Origin of the sequence: Agrobacterium tumefaciens, from assembly GCF_009649785.1 — a bacterium.
GTDB lineage: Bacteria > Pseudomonadota > Alphaproteobacteria > Rhizobiales > Rhizobiaceae > Agrobacterium > Agrobacterium tumefaciens.
The window spans coordinates 1-14,376 of the sequence record NZ_WJOK01000030.1 but is presented as its reverse complement, the minus strand read 5'-3'; the positions used below and the strand labels follow the sequence as shown (position 1 = coordinate 14,376).

Genomic DNA, 14,376 nt, shown 5'->3' with positions numbered 1-14,376 from the left:
TCTCGTGATTTTGGACTTCATTGGGAAAGATTGCACGCTCGACCATCAGGCCATCCAAAACAGGAATTTCGCGGCGAGGATTTATCCCGAATTTCCAAGTGGGGAGGAAGTCGCTCTTGTGGCCGCGCGTATCGGTAGTAACGGGATTGATTTCACTGCTTACGAGTTCGGTCAGCCTCCGTGCCAATTTTCACCGCAACCGGTCGGGTTGGTGCTTGATGCGCTGTTTGAAAATTCGCCCTATAACCTTCTGATCCATTTTTCAGGTCATGATCTCTGGATCTGGGCGCCGGAGGATCACGAATACCTCGTTGTCTTTGGTGATACCAATTTGGTCCAGGCGATAGAACGAAGTGACATATTCTCCTACAGCTTTGCTGAATATCTGGGCAGTGGTGGTTTGTCGCAAGCGACAGTCACGCATCTTCGCGGCGTAGCATCGAACTATACGATCGGGGAATAGCGGGCGAGCCCGCTGATGGCGGATCATGGATGTGCTGGAAGGGTCCGGGAATGTGTTCGCTGGCCGGCACAAGGGTAGCCAAAGCACGACATTTTCACGACGACACCTAACTATATGATCGTGTTGTGCCTGGAAGCAGATTCTAGATGTTCGACCAGCATGAGCTGTTCTGCAAGGAGCAACGCCTCGGGAGAAGAAAACTCTTTCGCTATTCCGCTGACATAGAAGGTCGGCGCTTTGGTTAAAGCAGATCGACTATCATCATAGCCCAAAAAAAGACGAGCATGGCGATGCAGGCCGGGCGGAAGAGATAAAATCGCTGCCAGTTCGTGAGGCGGAGGTCGTTGTAGTGCATGGATCTGTCAAGTTTGACGTGATCCATTTCGCTGTCGACAGAAAAATCACCACCATTCTTCTTGTAGAAATTATACTCCCGAACCTGCGCGATAATCTGTTGCACAGCCAGAAGGCCAACCGCGATAAGAGCCGCAGAAAAAATGACGATCTCAAGTATCAGCAAGCTTTTCTCCTGTGCGATCGGTTGAAACGGCGACGTATCCGAGTTTGAATCAAATCGTGGGAGACGAAGTGCCAAACCGCTTCAATGGATGCAATTGTCTTTAAAAACTACGCAATTTCGATTTTTTCGTCCAGTATCTGACAATGATGTGGCGCGATAATTCGGACAGGCGGAAAGTGGGCTTCCCACGACCTTGATGCGGACACAGGGATAAACTGTCATGTGAGGTCGCATATTAGAGCATCGGATTGCGCCGGAAGTAGGTAGACGGAAATATAAAAACCAAAGATCTGAAAATTTTGTCGAGGAAGACGAGAAAATCGAGATGATGTCGGCAGAAATAGAAATGAGTTTAGCATGATTGGCGTGTTTGTTAGACTAATAATTCTTGCGGTTGCATTGCCTGTTTTCTCGGAGACGTCCGGGGCGGCGGCGAATGCTGAGGTAATAAAGCCAGTAAAAACTCAGGTCACGATAATTGTCGATAATGCTGTGCTTCAAACCGGCGGAACGGTTCTCGTGGTGCCCCAAAAGGTCTCCCGGGACGTCTGGGATAGACTGCCCAAGCGACCGGAGAATTCCCTGCTTCGGAATAATCCGAAATCTCGGGTGATCGAGGACGGGGATAAATTGCTGGAGGTGACGGTCTCCAGCAAGGTTTCCGTTGTCGAGTTCGACTATCCAGCCGATGGGACTTACGGGTTTAATCTGGTTCCCGGCGATAACACTAGGCCGTCCGCCCTGCGCACGAAGCGCATTTTGGTGGGCAGCGGATATTATACCGATCACAAGACAGGAACACGGGTGGACTGGGGCGAAGTTTCAACGATCCACATCTATGGGCCGGACGTTGATGAGAGTTTTAGCCGATCGGTCAGGATCTCATCCAACGAAATAATGAATATTGGCGCCGCCAAAATCGCGGGTGAGGGATTTGTCGTACATCGGCTCAGTGATAGGCAGATAGACCGTGCGGTGATCAAAGAGCCGAACTAAAGCGAATATGTCTATATTACCAATATCCGTTAGGCCGTCGACATGAGTCAACGATGCAATCCGATCGTTATGGAATAGACAAGGAATTCTGCCGCAGGAACGGTTGGAGGATCTTCTTTGGGGTGGATTGGCTGGATGACGCCGAATTTGAAGCCTTCAAGGCATTTTTCGGCTCGCGTCAATTGTTCGTCTCAAGCGGGGATAAACCAATTGAGCAATCGCCCGCCTCCTCGTTTTCCGAGGCTGTGAAACTGGAAAGTGAATTTGTGGATAGCGACAAGTATATTCTCTCACCGAATGACGCGTTGGTTTATGTAAGTGATGATCGCGATGTTTACCTCGTTGCCGCATCGAGCGAGCGTATTGCAACGTTGATCACCGAAATATCAGCCCGCGGCGGGAAAACATATTCTTCCCTCGTGCGCAGCGGCACAGTCGAACCTAAGAGGCAGGTCAGGGCTTTATTCGACTATTGGGCAGATCTGAATTTCGAGAGTGCCTGAATAGCCGGCTACGCAATTTCGAGATTAAGATCCCGGTGTATTCGCCCGGCATGTGCGCTCGGTTCAATGGTTGAAGCGGTTCGCGGTCTCAACGCATACGCGGTGCGCCGCAGCATTCTCTTTTCGCAAAGATGCCCGGGACACCTCGAGGTCGGTGAGGGGAATACCCGCATACTCCGTGTGAAAGAGCCATTGGCCGCAGACGGAGACCCAATCGAGCGGGGTTCTGACCTGCTCCTGCCAATCATAGCGATCGCGATGGCGATGCAGAGCATCGTCGGCAACAATGTTGGAGCGCGGCTTTACTCCCGCTCGGATGCGGTCCTGCGGATCGCTGCCGCAACAACATTGCTCTATTGTCTTGCCGTGGAGGTTTTGTTGCTGGGCCAAGGCACAGTCGTCGGAGCAGCCTTTGTCGCTGATCCGGATGTGATCGGTTAGGTCGGCCGGTTGCTTCGCCCCATGGCTGCGGTCTATCTCTTTTCCGGACCAGTTCTTGTGCTCGGTCTATATTTCCAAGCCATCGGCCGACCGGCCCGCGCGGCTCTTCTGACCATGGTCAAGCCGCTTATCCTATTACCTGTCTTGTTCACGATCGCTTCGGCAATGTTGGGCGCGGACGCAATCTGGTTTGCCTTTCCGCTGGCAGATGGTGTGGCCGCAATCATCGCAACTCTTATCCTTGCCGACGCCCTCAAGGCGAGGGGAAACGCGGGTATCGGGCTCAAGGCCGTGGAGAATCTGTCATGACAGTCAGAACCATTGCAGAAGCCAAATCGCACGCAAAATCTCCGCGGAGCGTACTCGCCGCAGACGGTAACGTCTTGGGCCATGCCCAGGCACTGGAGCTCGTCGCCCGACAGACGGCGCGCGACTGGAACACCTTGTCCACCAGCCTCGCCAACGCTGACCCTCCGTTCCATCTGCACCAAAGGGTGCAGGGGCGGTATCTTGGGCAATCATTTAAAGGCGAAATAAGCGCATTATCATCCTCGGGCTCGCACTATTCCGTGACTGTCCGTTTCGATGAACCGGTGGACGCAGTTACCTTCAACAGCTTTTCGAACATGGGCCGAGTGGTAAGAGGTACGGTGGATATCAATGGAACTTCCGTACGCAAGACATCAAACGGGACGCCGCACCTGACTTTAAGCGCGTTATGAGCCTCGGTGCGTTAAAGGTTCGCGGCGATTTCCGCGGTCGCCAGTGTCCGCAATGGGCCAAGAGTCGTCTACCGCTCGGCGCGATTTGCAGACATCAGAACTCGCGTTAGTATCTAGCGATGACAAGCGAAGCATCCGACGAAACAACCGAAGCGAACCGCCACGCTTGGAACGCTCAACGGTTCGCCGCGTGGCTATCTGCCTTTGGTAGCCCAGAGGCGGAAGCGCGTAAAATCGTTGCTGAGCCGAGGCAGGTTCTCCGGCGACTTCTGCCATATCTCGGCGAGGTTGCGGGCAAGCGCATCTGCAATGTGCAAGGCTCGCATGGACGCGTTGCAGTCGCGCTGGCTCATATGGGCGCAGAGGTTCTCGTAATCGACTTTGCAGAAGAGAACAGGCGCTTTGCACTTGAACTCGCGGCGTGTGCGGGTGTGGTTATCGACTACGCTGTCAGCGATGTCCTCAAGGCGAATGAACTCGGCCGAAACCGCCAATTCCACGTCTTGCTGCTTGAGCTTGGCATCCTTCACTACCACCAAGACCTAGACCTCTTTTTCCGCGTGATGCGGGGACTTGCGGCAGATGGCGGCATTCTCCTTTTAAATGAATTTCATCCTATTCAACGCAAACTGTACTGGCCAGAAGGGCCGCATGACTACTTCGAGGCAGGCCTGATTGAAGCGGACGTCCCGAACCCCGACCAAGATGGCGAAAGTCTAGGACGTTGCATGTACCGGTTCTGGACTTTGGGAGAGATCGTGACCGCAGCCATAAACGCTGGATTTAGGGTTGCAAGGCTCGACGAGCATCCAGACTGGGAAGACCCAACTATTCCGGGCAGCTTTACAATGCTGGCCGAAGTGTAAGCCGATGCCATGACCGCTTAGGGCCAGAACCTGCCGCGAATAGGTCACGCCATTTCTGGTGATTGCGCCAGTTTCTGATCTGGCCGAGTATCGATGCGACTATGTCCGCTGGGAGTCTCATATGAAGTTGGTCGAAACGCCGGAGTTTTCCGTTGAAGCAAATCCGATGTTTGAAAATACCCGTGTCTTGGCAGGGTCAATCGGATTGCGTCGTCATCCGGAGACGGCGTTCTCACCACAGATGAGCGTGTGGTCTGCTAAGCGTGAGAGAAAATCGCCCGAAAAATGGCTCAGCGACCGCCTCAAAGATGATGGCGGCAAAATCATTGGGCGCGAAGCCGTGACCTTCGCAGGCATGCCGGGCGAGATGAGCAAAGTAAAGGATCGTTTGCAGGATTGGGAGACGAAGGAGAAACGCAACTGGTATCGGCTGCGTGCGCTTCTGGTGTCGGCCGATGGCTCTACCTGGTATCACGCCACTGCTATGGTCAGTGAGCCGGAGCTTGCCGAGATCGAGGAAGATTTTAAGCGTCTGCTAGAATCCCTCCGCATCAAGCTCGAAGGCAATGCCGCGAATGAGGTAAGAACTGCGGCGGAAGCTGAGACGGCAGCCGTCGTTGAAAAACTGAAGAACAGCATGGAGAAGGTGTCAGCCATTGCCATCCAGCAAAGCCACGAAGAACGGGGCCTCGAAAATGCAGCCGCCGCGATGGCACCCGTGGCAGGTATTGAGGAGCGCTTCAACGCGGCGGTAGCTGACGCTGGGTTGCAGGATAAGCATGAGGCCCTGCGTCTGATCGTCATGCCGACGGTTGCCATGGTTGAATGCAATGCCGCCGACATCGAAATTACTGGCCTGAGCCGCATCGGCGGAGGCCCTGATCTGCCCATCGACACGGATTGGCCGCGCGACGACAACGGCTTACACCTCAATTATCTTGCCCAGATCAATCTTGATGACTTGCCTGATCGCCCGGAAGAACTACCGGCATCCGGGTTGATCTCCTTCTTCACGGGAACGGACTACACGGATTGGCGCGTCCTCTACACTCCGCCGGACGTAAGTCTCACGCCCCATACAGTTTCGGAAGACGCGATGGACACGGCAATCTCGGTATCGCAGATGATCGTCTGGGATAGCGACCTCAAGCGGTTTGTACCGAACGGACAGGCTGTCGACGGACTATCGGTCAGCACGGACGAGGCCGGTCGCTTGACATTCAGCCGTGACGGGGTACCCGTCAAGGCTTTCGCCTCCGAATACGAGTTCAGCCGCTCGGCGCAGACGCTGCGCTTCGAACGCTCGCTTAGCGCTCCCTTCGGCCAGCGTGGCCCCAACAACAACCGGAGGGCCTATGCTGATATTGGGATCGAAGACCCGTCGGATTTTTCTATCGCGGTCAGCGAGCGCTTTAAAATCGGAGATGGACCGCAGCACCAGATGTTCGGAATAACCGGCGTGCGTGATCTCGCCGCAATCCAGCAGATGGCTGCGAAACATGCAGCACAAAACGGCTGGTCCGATATATCCGCACCAGATGGCTGGTTCATTCTGGTCAAGCTCGCATCCGGAGGCGAAGCGGATTTCAGCTTCAGTGATCACGGCGACTACGTTTTTATGATCAATCAAAATGACGCCGCTCGAGCGGACTTCTCGCGGGTCTACGCCTTTGTCGACTCTGGTTGAGTAAGAGATCACGACATGACGCCATGGCTTCAGTTACAATCGCAACATGGAAACGACAGGTCGAGCATCCGTTGCGCGCCAATTGCGTCAATAGCCGTCATGGCGCTGATGCGCCAATACCGGGCATTGAATTCGGGTTGACTCAGCGCGATCGACGGCAGACCGGGTTCTACGTATGCTCCCTCGCATGTTCCTTTTAAACGGGAGACAACCGATCCATGAGCCAAATCGACAACGCCATAGAAGTTTTAAAGGAAAAGTGCGGCTTTCAAGTCGTGTCAGGCACAACTTGGAATGACGGGGATTTCAGTCGCTTCACAGAGCTCACAGGTTTTTCGATCCCGAACCAATTGGCGGATGTGCTGAGACGATATGGTCAATCCGGGACGGAATATAACGACTACTTTCTTGTCGAGGACCGTGACGGTGGTCGGTTCGTGCACGACGTTCAGGTTCTCATATCGACTTTCGATATCATCGTGGAGCGCCATGAAACCTTCATTTCTCAGTCCGTCTGGGAGGACCAATTTACGCTGCCGATGGTTTTTTTTGGTTCTGCCGATTCAGGGCATTCTTATCTTCTTGCCGACGGGATCAATTCTGAAAACAATGCTGTCTACTTTTGGCAGCGCGCCACCGATCCCTTTGGGACGGATAATAACTCCAAGGGGATCATAAGGTTGGCCGATAGCCTTACAGATTTTTTTCTTTCCCTGACTGGGCTTGAAAACCTCGAAAAGGATTGATGGACGAAGTAATGACCGCAGTGGGGCAACAGCGGTCATGCGGCAATGGCGACATATAGGAAGCGTGGACTCTTAGGGTTCCCAAATCACGGTCGTTCTGATTTATTGCTGCTCTTTGAAGGGAGTGATGGAATCGCCATATGAACGAATACCAGGCCAGACTTGCTTCGATCGTGGAAGACTTCGGTGTTCCCAATGGCGGAGAACCGGTCGACATTGAGCGCCATAGAGGCCAAGTCCCAGACGCTGTGATCGAGTTTTGGGAGCATTACGGCACCGGGATCGTATTGGATGGATATTTTCAGTTTTGCGATCCCGCTCGATTTGCTTCAATCATGAAGGTTGTTTTCGATGGCGATAACGAGATCAGACCCGAACAGACGCATGCCCTCGGCTTCGGCGCGTTTGGAACGATCGTCGCATGGAATGAAGTGTATCAGGACGTCGTCATCAACCTCGTGAACAGCCAGGCGTCGTGCCCTGCTCTTGTGAGCGGCAAGACCTTCGATCCCGATGTGGCCGTCACCAGCCAATTGATGATGATCGACGATCCTACCCTCGATGAATATGATGCAAGGGTAAAAAAGCTGTTCAAACCGGCATGTGCCAAGCTGGGAAAGCTCGGCGTTGGGCAGGTCTATGGTTTCCAACCGATTCTGGCGCTTGGCGGCGACAGAGCCCTGGAAAGTCTCGCGATCTACGACGCGTTGCCGCATATGGCGATCCTGGCGCAGGCGCATGAGATGCAGTTGATGGACAATGCCGCTTTTCCGCCTCGGCCGGTGCGCGTGATTGGTTCATGAGCTCGGCCCAATGAACGCATCGGGCCGAAACCGGACGTAGGTGCACGCGTGGATGAACGACCTGTGTCGAGCCATTTCTCCTGTATGACGACAGGAGATGACGGCGCTTAAGGCGGACTTTGGAGGCGACAGGTGTGTTGGGGCATGTCTGTCGCAGCTTTTGCGCAGACATCAATCGCTACCGTCAGGGATTACGCAGACTTTTTACACCGGAGATTTTCATGAGACATTGTAGACTCGTTTATCAGAGCTATCCGCTCGACCTTGCAGTCCAGGAGCCGTGCATCACCCTGCGAGCCACAAGTGGATCTTGGCCTGGTCAAACATTGGAGGACTACATCGGTCTAGATCTGAAAATGAATTCTCCGAAATTCTTCTTCGATCCCAATAATGACCCCGAAGATGGCGTTGCCCATTGGTTGAACCCGGGTCTGGATACACAGTGGCTGAAAATTCCCTTGAAGCACTTTAAGAACCGTGATTTTCGCAGCCTCGAAGAAATCCGGGTGGATTTTCAAGGCGAGGGAACGCAAAACGCTTTGATTGGGGAGAATTGGTGGGAAGCTCCCGGCCTAATCACCACCTACAGCGATGAATTCTTCGCCCGTGCGGCAATCTCCATTCGTCACGACGGTGGTGGCACGTTTTCGGTTCAGCTTTCTGGCACCTCTCAGTTCGACACTGCCTTTGATATAGCCTTCAGTGCTCCCCTGACCGTCAAGCTGATCGGATATCGCAACTCTGCGACCCAAGAGGATCTTTTGGGCTGGTTCGACCGCTTTCTCAAAAAAGACGACTTCACTTTCACGCCGCTGCAACGAGGTGAAGACCTCTATCTCGATGGTGTGGTCAAATAACCGCCGTGCCAATCGTCCTTAGGCGTCAATTTTCGAAAGCGCACCCACGATCACAGTTATTGGTATGCGGCGCGGTTCTCATCGTAACTGGACACCCAATGGACCCAGACAGAGACTCCCCTGGCCTTCAACGCTTCCATCACCTGTCGATTGGGATGCCCCGGCGTCGTGACATCTGCGTAAAGCTGGTCGTCGAGGACACGGACGCTTCGTAGACTGGGCATGTCGAGCAGAGCCGGAATGTTCTCTAACGCAATCCCTGCATTTATGGTCTCGATCTTGAATGGCGGCAGGAGGTCACGAAGGTCCACAGTTCCGATCATCGACGTCAGATCAAGACTCTTGATATTCGGGCAGTGCTTGATCCCGGCAAGGCTGTTGATGTCGAAGATATCGTCCTCTCCATCCCAGAAGAACCAGACATATCGATAGATGGAACTGCCTCCATCCAGAACAAGCTCGTCGATCTCATTCAAAAGGTCGGTCGAAAGAGGATAGCGATCCAGGTAGGCACGAACTGCGGGAATGGGCTTGTAACCTTCGTTCTCAAGATCGACGGGCCGCCCGAGAACATGCTCGGCAAGCTGTTGTGGGGTCCCGAGATCGATTATTTGTTTGTCAATGAGGCTGGATAGGATCGCAAGCTTTAGATTAGGATCACCGAATGGCGCACCCGAGATATCTCCAGGCGCAGGGTAGCGTGATGCAGTAGCCATCCGCGACCATCCAAGAGTTGCGAAAATACCTCCCGCGGCCACGAAATCACGTCGTTTCAGCATAAATGTGCCATATCTCCATGAAATTGAGCCGTTTTGTCGCGCTGACCTGCTTCAGTAGCAGGTTTACCGAAAGTAGCCTACACTGACTCAGCGCAAGATCGGTGCGCGGAATGGGCCGACGGCCGTCATGGCCCTGAAGCGCCAACAGCGGACATTGCGCCTGCTGCAAAACTCTCTATTCTGCGATGTCACAAGGTAGGAAATGATCGGGGTTTTTCGCGACCTAGCATATCTAGCTCAGACGAAATTTTTGGATAAGAGACCATCATGGATTTAGAAAGCCTCAATCCGCAAGTCTTCAAAATGTGGGAATTGCAAAAGAATGGAGGTCCTGATTTCTTTCAACCAAGTACGAGAGAGGACATCGACGAAATCGAGCTCCTGGTAGAAAGACCTATCCCTGAAGACTATCGAGTTTTTTACTGAAGTATTCAGCCATCGGTGGCTCTATCGAAGTTGGTGCGTATTTTTTCCAGTGTAATTTCAAGAAAAGGTCGGTTATCGCTGGGAACCTATCCTTGGTGCCTTGGGCAAAAATGACGATCAGTGCTATCAGGGCCTACTGTAATCCACATCCGGATTTCGAAGGAGTGAAGCCGCGTATATCGCGCGAACTGCTTCCGCTCACACGCACAACTACTCCACGCTGCTGATTGATCTTCGCCCGGAGAGCTTCGGAAACGTATTGTATCTGCCCTATGTCCGAAAGCAGGTGTTTGGCAAGCACCCAAATTACGGATGGGGAAATGTTGGTTATGTCGCGCCAAGCTTCACTGACTTCATCAGGGAACTTGGAACTGAGGCCGAACTGAAGGCGCGCTATCCTCATCGGGTTGCTTAATCTTTTCGCACTAGTCAGAGTTTAGTGACCAATTTTACGACGGCGAATGACCGTTGCGGGCCGGTCGGAGACATTGCAATGGTTTGGTAAAGGTCTAATCTCAGCGGCTGCTTAGAGCAAGCGTCACGACAAATGAGGCGGCAATGAACCTTGGTGCCCCGGATGCGCCTTTTGGCATGGAAGAGACGGTTGCGTAGATCGTCAGCACGCTTCTGGCGCAGCGTGGCAAGCCAAGGGCTTCAGTATCTCGACCGCGACGGAAGGACTGTTCCATTGTGAGGCTTTCGCAGGCGCCAGCATTTTTCTGAAAGACGAAGGCAGGTCATTTGCGGCGAATTCATATAACGCGCGACGGGCAGCAAGGCCGTTTTAGGGAGAAGTCGGGTTCCTATAGCGGCTGACCGATGGTGGAAAACGGTCACGATGATACAGTCTTGCAATTCGCAACGAGTCATAAAGCCGAGTTTTCTGAGCATGCATGTGAGTTGCGATTTCTTTTAAGTGCTATTATATTGGCATTAATGTGTCAGATGTGCGCATGGGTGATAATATGTTAGCATTTAAAATGTCTTCTCCTGTGGAGGTTATCCGGGACCTGGCGGACAGAATGAAGCGCCGACGGATCCAGCAAGGATTGACCCAGCGCGAATTGGCTGCGAGATCGAATGTCTCCTACGGATCGCTGAGGCTATTTGAAGAAACCGGCAAAATTTCCCTCGAAAGTCTGGTGAAAATTGCCTTTGCTCTTGAGGCGGAAGCGGAATTCGAACGGCTGTTTCCAGGTCTGCCGCCACAGAATATCGATGATGTCATTGATCGTCCTCTCAAGCAGCGTGTGCGCAATAAATGAAGTTCACGTCAATCCAGAAGATGAGCATTTATCTGGAGCTCGAAGGGAATGAGAAAAAGCTTGGGACGCTTGCCTGGAGCGGCAGGGAACGGAGGGCTTACTTCGAGTACGCGGCGGAGTTTCTGACAGCGCCCCTTTTGATTTCTCCATTCCATATAATGGCGGCCAGTGGGTTGATTGCGGCGCCTCGCGATCCGTTCGACGGGCTTCACGGGCTGTTCAACGACAGCCTGCCGGATGGGTGGGGTCGTTTGTTGCTGGACCGCCGTCTTCAGCGGGCGGGTATCGACTTTACCCAGCTTACTCCGATCGACCGTTTGTCTGCAGTCGGCAGAACAGGAATGGGCGCGCTCTCGTATGTTCCTGAATTACCAGACGACCAGCAGCCTCAGGCCGTCACTGATCTCGACTGGTTCGCTGATCAGGTCGAGTTGGTGCAGGCTGAAATGGACGTGGCTGACATTGATGGCTTGCAGGGTGCGCAGGGCGGATCCGCGGGCGCACGGCCGAAGATTATGATCGGCTTCAACCAAGCGGAAAACAGATGCGTTCTGGATTATGGCCAACCGTTGGACCCGGGGTTCGAAAGGTGGATGGTCAAGGCGCCGAGTTCCGATGATCCTCGGGAAATCGGTGCGGAAGAAAAAGCCTATTCGCTGATGGCCGTCGCTGCAGGACTGACGATGGCCGACACCCTGCTGCTGGAGACCAGGAAAGGACGACGGCTTTTTGCGACGAAACGTTTTGACAGGACCCCTGCCGGCAGGCTCCACATGCACACGGCAAGCGGCCTGCTGAATGCAAGCCATCGTGAAGCGAGTGTGAGCTATGCGCAACTGCACAAGCTTACTCACATAATGACCCGGGACGCTACGGAAGTCCTGAAGATGTTCCGAAACATGGTGTTCAATGTCTATGCCAGAAATCGCGACGACCATGCGAAGAACCACGCCTTTCTTATGGACGTGAATGGCCGCTGGTCTCTGGCGCCCGCATACGATCTTACTTTTTCGTCGGGACCAGGTGGAGAGCACAGCGCGACAATAGCCGGGGAAGGCAGGAATCCCGGCATGTCCCACCTTCTGGCAGTCTCCAAAGGGGCCTCGATTTCTGATCAGGACGCACGGGAAGTTATAGAACAGGTTAGAGCGGCCGTTGACCGATGGCCTGAGTTTGCTGGGGAAGTTCAGTTATCCAGAACTCGGACCGCTGAACTCGACAGGTTCTTGAATGGTAATCGGCTGGCTTAAGGGCCGATGATCACCTTTGCCACGTTCGTTGTCGAAACCGACGATACGCCTGCCGTCCTTGCCATAAAACACTCGATACTCGAACAGGTGCGTCCTACCGGGAACGGGTTCCGGCACCTGTATAAAAATTTTTGAAACTTTCATTAATTGGAAGTATCAAGAATTATGTCTTCGTTGGTGGACCAAATTTCCGCGGCCGGATTGGCTGATCGTTTTCTGAATGACCGGCAATTCGCCGAGTTGCTGGACGGCAGTGACGCGCGCCGTTATGGCCTAGTCAACCGCGCTTTGAAAGACGGGTATCTCATCCGTCTGAAGCGTGGTTGTTATGTGCTGGCGCGACGCTATCGACGTGACCTGGTTCATCCGTTTGCCGGCGCCGAAAACCCCGGGCAGCTATATCTCTTTCGAAACAGCACTGTCGTTTCATGGATGGATTCCGGAGGCGGTGTTTGTTACGGCCAGTGTTTCACCTGGACGCAAAAGCCAGGATTTTTCGACGCCCGGGTTCGGGACCCTCAGCTATCATCCTCGGGCGATTAACGATTATCGGTTCATGACGAGTGTTGACCGTGTCCCGCTCAACGGCTCGATTGCGTTCGTTGCCAGGCCTCTTCGGGCGCTTATGGATCTGGTAGCGCTTCGCAAGGTGGAGTGGAGCGGGCTTGAATGGCTGACGATTGGTATGAGGATTGAGGAAGATACCCTTTTCGGAACGCGACGTAAGGATTTTACGGCATTGAAGCCGGTGTACAAGCACAAGGCTGCAAATGCTTTTCTCCGGACGTTGGAGGCTACAGCTTCACCTGTCAGACCATAGAGAAAAGACTTGTGGGCTGAGATTCAGTGAAAGGGATGAAATTTATCACAGCGCTCAGTTAATGCAGCATTTACAGGATTGCTGTATTTTATGGATTTACTTTTGTGACCGTGCTATCCTCGCGATACACGACGGGAGTGTGTTTGATGGCAGGTTCAGGTAATTCCTACACCACGAGTGATCTTTCCAGGAAGTCGGGTGATATTATCGCTGAGGCGCTTCGTCATCCGGTAACGATCACCCAGCGCAACAAGCCTCGTCTGGTTCTTCTTAATATCGAGGATTATGAACGTTTGATGCGGCAGTCTGATCTGCGTGCGGTTGGCACTATTGATAATATGTCTGACGCTTTGCTAGAGGAATTTGAGGCCGCAGTCGACACTTATGCGGAAACTGAAGAGACGGTTCGGTGAGCGGTTTCGATAAGATCGAGACTGCAGTCGTAATCCGCTACCCTTATCTATGGAGCCGCGTGGCTGCCCGCGGTGAAACCGAAGGTCGGAAGGGGCGACCTGTTGTTGTTGGCGTCAGGCTCGCCCGTGCGGGCGGCGACATGGTTCTTTTCTTTCCTATCACGACGAAGCATCCGGAAACTGATCGTTTTGCTATTTAGATCCCTGCGCATTGAAAAGCGCCGGGCCGGTCTTGATGCAGATGTGCGGCTTTGGATCATTCTGGATGAGTATAACAGCGACATTATCGGACATTCTTTCTACTGGAGCCGGAGCTACCTGTGGGACGGTTCAGTAAAGCTTTTTTTCTCCCTGTCCTTCGGGAGTTTATTGCGCGTCGTCGGTCGTCCAGCGAGGTTTACCGCGCCCGATAAAGAACCGTGTGATGTTGGGTAACTCAGGTCGACAAACCGGACAGATCCTTGATGTACACGCTTGACGTGTCACGTTCGACGGACTGGCAATCCTATGTTGGATGGGCCAAATCGCGCCGATATACGCCTCTGGAATATTTTACCCATATTGGTGGCATTAATACATATATTCCCGTATTTATAATTATTTAACGGAATAAAATACTTAGAGATGATTGGGCGGCTGTAAATTGAACAGGGGAGGAAGAGGGTCGGTAAAACATATAATTTGTCGAGAGGTGAGCGCAAAACATATAAATAATTAAACACACCATTACTGCGGGAGAGATGAGAGATTTGCTGGAGAAGTCCGCCTGTTTGTGCGCAGTCAATTTGGCACTGTTATAAGCAGGTGATTTTATATAGG

General features: G+C 53.0%; 17 protein-coding genes and 1 pseudogene. 16 read left to right on the top strand and 2 right to left on the bottom strand.

Annotation, left to right across the window (positions count from 1 at the left end):
- Nucleotides 1-4: 4 nt before the first annotated feature.
- Complete coding sequence (locus GH784_RS23660; RefSeq protein ID WP_322919975.1) at nucleotides 5-463, top strand: hypothetical protein; 459 nt, start codon at nucleotides 5-7, stop codon at nucleotides 461-463.
- 241 nt (nucleotides 464-704) lie between these two features.
- On the opposite strand, the gene GH784_RS23655 is transcribed toward GH784_RS23660, so the two are convergent.
- Entirely contained in the window at nucleotides 705-983 is a 279-nt protein-coding gene (locus GH784_RS23655) for a hypothetical protein (RefSeq protein WP_111800605.1), read from the bottom strand.
- Between the two features lie 357 nt (nucleotides 984-1,340).
- On the opposite strand from GH784_RS23655, the gene GH784_RS23650 reads away from it, so the two are divergent.
- The 10 genes from GH784_RS23650 to GH784_RS23605 all read left to right on the top strand — a co-directional run bounded on the left by GH784_RS23650 (nucleotide 1,341) and on the right by GH784_RS23605 (nucleotide 8,604).
- Entirely contained in the window at nucleotides 1,341-1,979 is a 639-nt protein-coding gene (locus tag GH784_RS23650) for a hypothetical protein (RefSeq protein ID WP_111796722.1), read from the top strand.
- A gap of 53 nt (nucleotides 1,980-2,032) precedes the next feature.
- Nucleotides 2,033-2,482, top strand: coding sequence for a hypothetical protein (locus GH784_RS23645; RefSeq protein WP_112494475.1), 450 nt, complete (start codon nucleotides 2,033-2,035; stop codon nucleotides 2,480-2,482).
- Between the two features lie 192 nt (nucleotides 2,483-2,674).
- Nucleotides 2,675-2,923: a hypothetical protein gene (locus GH784_RS23640; protein ID WP_112493367.1), complete on the top strand. Its 249-nt coding sequence runs from the start codon at nucleotides 2,675-2,677 to the stop codon at nucleotides 2,921-2,923.
- A 21-nt stretch (nucleotides 2,924-2,944) separates the two neighbouring features.
- On the top strand, nucleotides 2,945-3,232 hold the full coding sequence (locus tag GH784_RS23635) for a hypothetical protein (RefSeq protein WP_111796725.1): 288 nt from the start codon (nucleotides 2,945-2,947) through the stop codon (nucleotides 3,230-3,232).
- Nucleotides 3,229-3,645: a glyoxalase superfamily protein gene (locus GH784_RS23630; RefSeq protein ID WP_153793908.1), complete on the top strand. Its 417-nt coding sequence runs from the start codon at nucleotides 3,229-3,231 to the stop codon at nucleotides 3,643-3,645. The genes GH784_RS23635 and GH784_RS23630 overlap by 4 nt, the downstream gene beginning before the upstream one ends.
- A 119-nt stretch (nucleotides 3,646-3,764) precedes the next feature.
- Entirely contained in the window at nucleotides 3,765-4,511 is a 747-nt protein-coding gene (locus tag GH784_RS23625; RefSeq protein ID WP_111796726.1) for a class I SAM-dependent methyltransferase, read from the top strand.
- A gap of 121 nt (nucleotides 4,512-4,632) precedes the next feature.
- Nucleotides 4,633-6,198, top strand: coding sequence for a DUF1963 domain-containing protein (locus GH784_RS23620; protein WP_112493366.1), 1,566 nt, complete (start codon nucleotides 4,633-4,635; stop codon nucleotides 6,196-6,198).
- Nucleotides 6,199-6,416: 218 nt separating this feature from the next.
- Nucleotides 6,417-6,944, top strand: coding sequence for an SMI1/KNR4 family protein (locus GH784_RS23615; protein ID WP_111796728.1), 528 nt, complete (start codon nucleotides 6,417-6,419; stop codon nucleotides 6,942-6,944).
- Between the two features lie 140 nt (nucleotides 6,945-7,084).
- Nucleotides 7,085-7,747: a GAD-like domain-containing protein gene (locus GH784_RS23610; RefSeq protein WP_112493365.1), complete on the top strand. Its 663-nt coding sequence runs from the start codon at nucleotides 7,085-7,087 to the stop codon at nucleotides 7,745-7,747.
- Between the two features lie 221 nt (nucleotides 7,748-7,968).
- On the top strand, nucleotides 7,969-8,604 hold the full coding sequence (locus GH784_RS23605) for a hypothetical protein (RefSeq protein ID WP_162696463.1): 636 nt from the start codon (nucleotides 7,969-7,971) through the stop codon (nucleotides 8,602-8,604).
- Nucleotides 8,605-8,660: 56 nt separating this feature from the next.
- Here the strand turns inward: GH784_RS23605 and GH784_RS23600 are convergent, their stop codons facing one another.
- Nucleotides 8,661-9,383, bottom strand: coding sequence for a DUF6892 domain-containing protein (locus GH784_RS23600; RefSeq protein ID WP_210251793.1), 723 nt, complete (start codon nucleotides 9,381-9,383; stop codon nucleotides 8,661-8,663).
- A gap of 1,379 nt (nucleotides 9,384-10,762) precedes the next feature.
- On the opposite strand from GH784_RS23600, the gene GH784_RS23595 reads away from it, so the two are divergent.
- The 5 genes and pseudogenes from GH784_RS23595 (at nucleotide 10,763) to GH784_RS23575 (ending at nucleotide 13,970) form a co-directional block, all read left to right on the top strand.
- On the top strand, nucleotides 10,763-11,074 hold the full coding sequence (locus GH784_RS23595; protein ID WP_236763089.1) for a helix-turn-helix domain-containing protein: 312 nt from the start codon (nucleotides 10,763-10,765) through the stop codon (nucleotides 11,072-11,074).
- Entirely contained in the window at nucleotides 11,071-12,324 is a 1,254-nt protein-coding gene (locus GH784_RS23590; protein ID WP_112493362.1) for a type II toxin-antitoxin system HipA family toxin, read from the top strand. The genes GH784_RS23595 and GH784_RS23590 overlap by 4 nt, the downstream gene beginning before the upstream one ends.
- A 328-nt stretch (nucleotides 12,325-12,652) precedes the next feature.
- On the top strand, nucleotides 12,653-13,144 hold the full coding sequence (locus GH784_RS23585) for a hypothetical protein (RefSeq protein ID WP_246670494.1): 492 nt from the start codon (nucleotides 12,653-12,655) through the stop codon (nucleotides 13,142-13,144).
- A 146-nt stretch (nucleotides 13,145-13,290) separates the two neighbouring features.
- Complete coding sequence (locus GH784_RS23580) at nucleotides 13,291-13,557, top strand: type II toxin-antitoxin system prevent-host-death family antitoxin (RefSeq protein ID WP_111796734.1); 267 nt, start codon at nucleotides 13,291-13,293, stop codon at nucleotides 13,555-13,557.
- Nucleotides 13,554-13,970, top strand: a pseudogene (locus GH784_RS23575) (hypothetical protein). The gene GH784_RS23580 and the pseudogene GH784_RS23575 overlap by 4 nt, the downstream one beginning before the upstream one ends.
- The last annotated feature ends 406 nt before the right edge of the window (nucleotides 13,971-14,376 follow it).

Bases quoted from the DNA above. Each gene is read 5' to 3' on its own strand.
- GH784_RS23625 (WP_111796726.1), top strand. From the start codon at position 3,765: ATGACAAGCGAAGCATCCGACGAAACAACCGAAGCGAACCGCCACGCT.
- GH784_RS23635 (WP_111796725.1), top strand. From the start codon at position 2,945: ATGGCTGCGGTCTATCTCTTTTCCGGACCAGTTCTTGTGCTCGGTCTA.
- GH784_RS23620 (WP_112493366.1), top strand. From the start codon at position 4,633: ATGAAGTTGGTCGAAACGCCGGAGTTTTCCGTTGAAGCAAATCCGATG.
- GH784_RS23645 (WP_112494475.1), top strand. From the start codon at position 2,033: ATGCAATCCGATCGTTATGGAATAGACAAGGAATTCTGCCGCAGGAAC.
- GH784_RS23600 (WP_210251793.1), bottom strand. From the start codon at position 9,383: ATGCTGAAACGACGTGATTTCGTGGCCGCGGGAGGTATTTTCGCAACT.
- GH784_RS23585 (WP_246670494.1), top strand. From the start codon at position 12,653: ATGTGCTGGCGCGACGCTATCGACGTGACCTGGTTCATCCGTTTGCCG.
- GH784_RS23595 (WP_236763089.1), top strand. From the start codon at position 10,763: ATGGGTGATAATATGTTAGCATTTAAAATGTCTTCTCCTGTGGAGGTT.
- GH784_RS23580 (WP_111796734.1), top strand. From the start codon at position 13,291: ATGGCAGGTTCAGGTAATTCCTACACCACGAGTGATCTTTCCAGGAAG.
- GH784_RS23610 (WP_112493365.1), top strand. From the start codon at position 7,085: ATGAACGAATACCAGGCCAGACTTGCTTCGATCGTGGAAGACTTCGGT.
- GH784_RS23630 (WP_153793908.1), top strand. From the start codon at position 3,229: ATGACAGTCAGAACCATTGCAGAAGCCAAATCGCACGCAAAATCTCCG.
- GH784_RS23650 (WP_111796722.1), top strand. From the start codon at position 1,341: ATGATTGGCGTGTTTGTTAGACTAATAATTCTTGCGGTTGCATTGCCT.
- GH784_RS23605 (WP_162696463.1), top strand. From the start codon at position 7,969: ATGAGACATTGTAGACTCGTTTATCAGAGCTATCCGCTCGACCTTGCA.
- GH784_RS23615 (WP_111796728.1), top strand. From the start codon at position 6,417: ATGAGCCAAATCGACAACGCCATAGAAGTTTTAAAGGAAAAGTGCGGC.
- GH784_RS23590 (WP_112493362.1), top strand. From the start codon at position 11,071: ATGAAGTTCACGTCAATCCAGAAGATGAGCATTTATCTGGAGCTCGAA.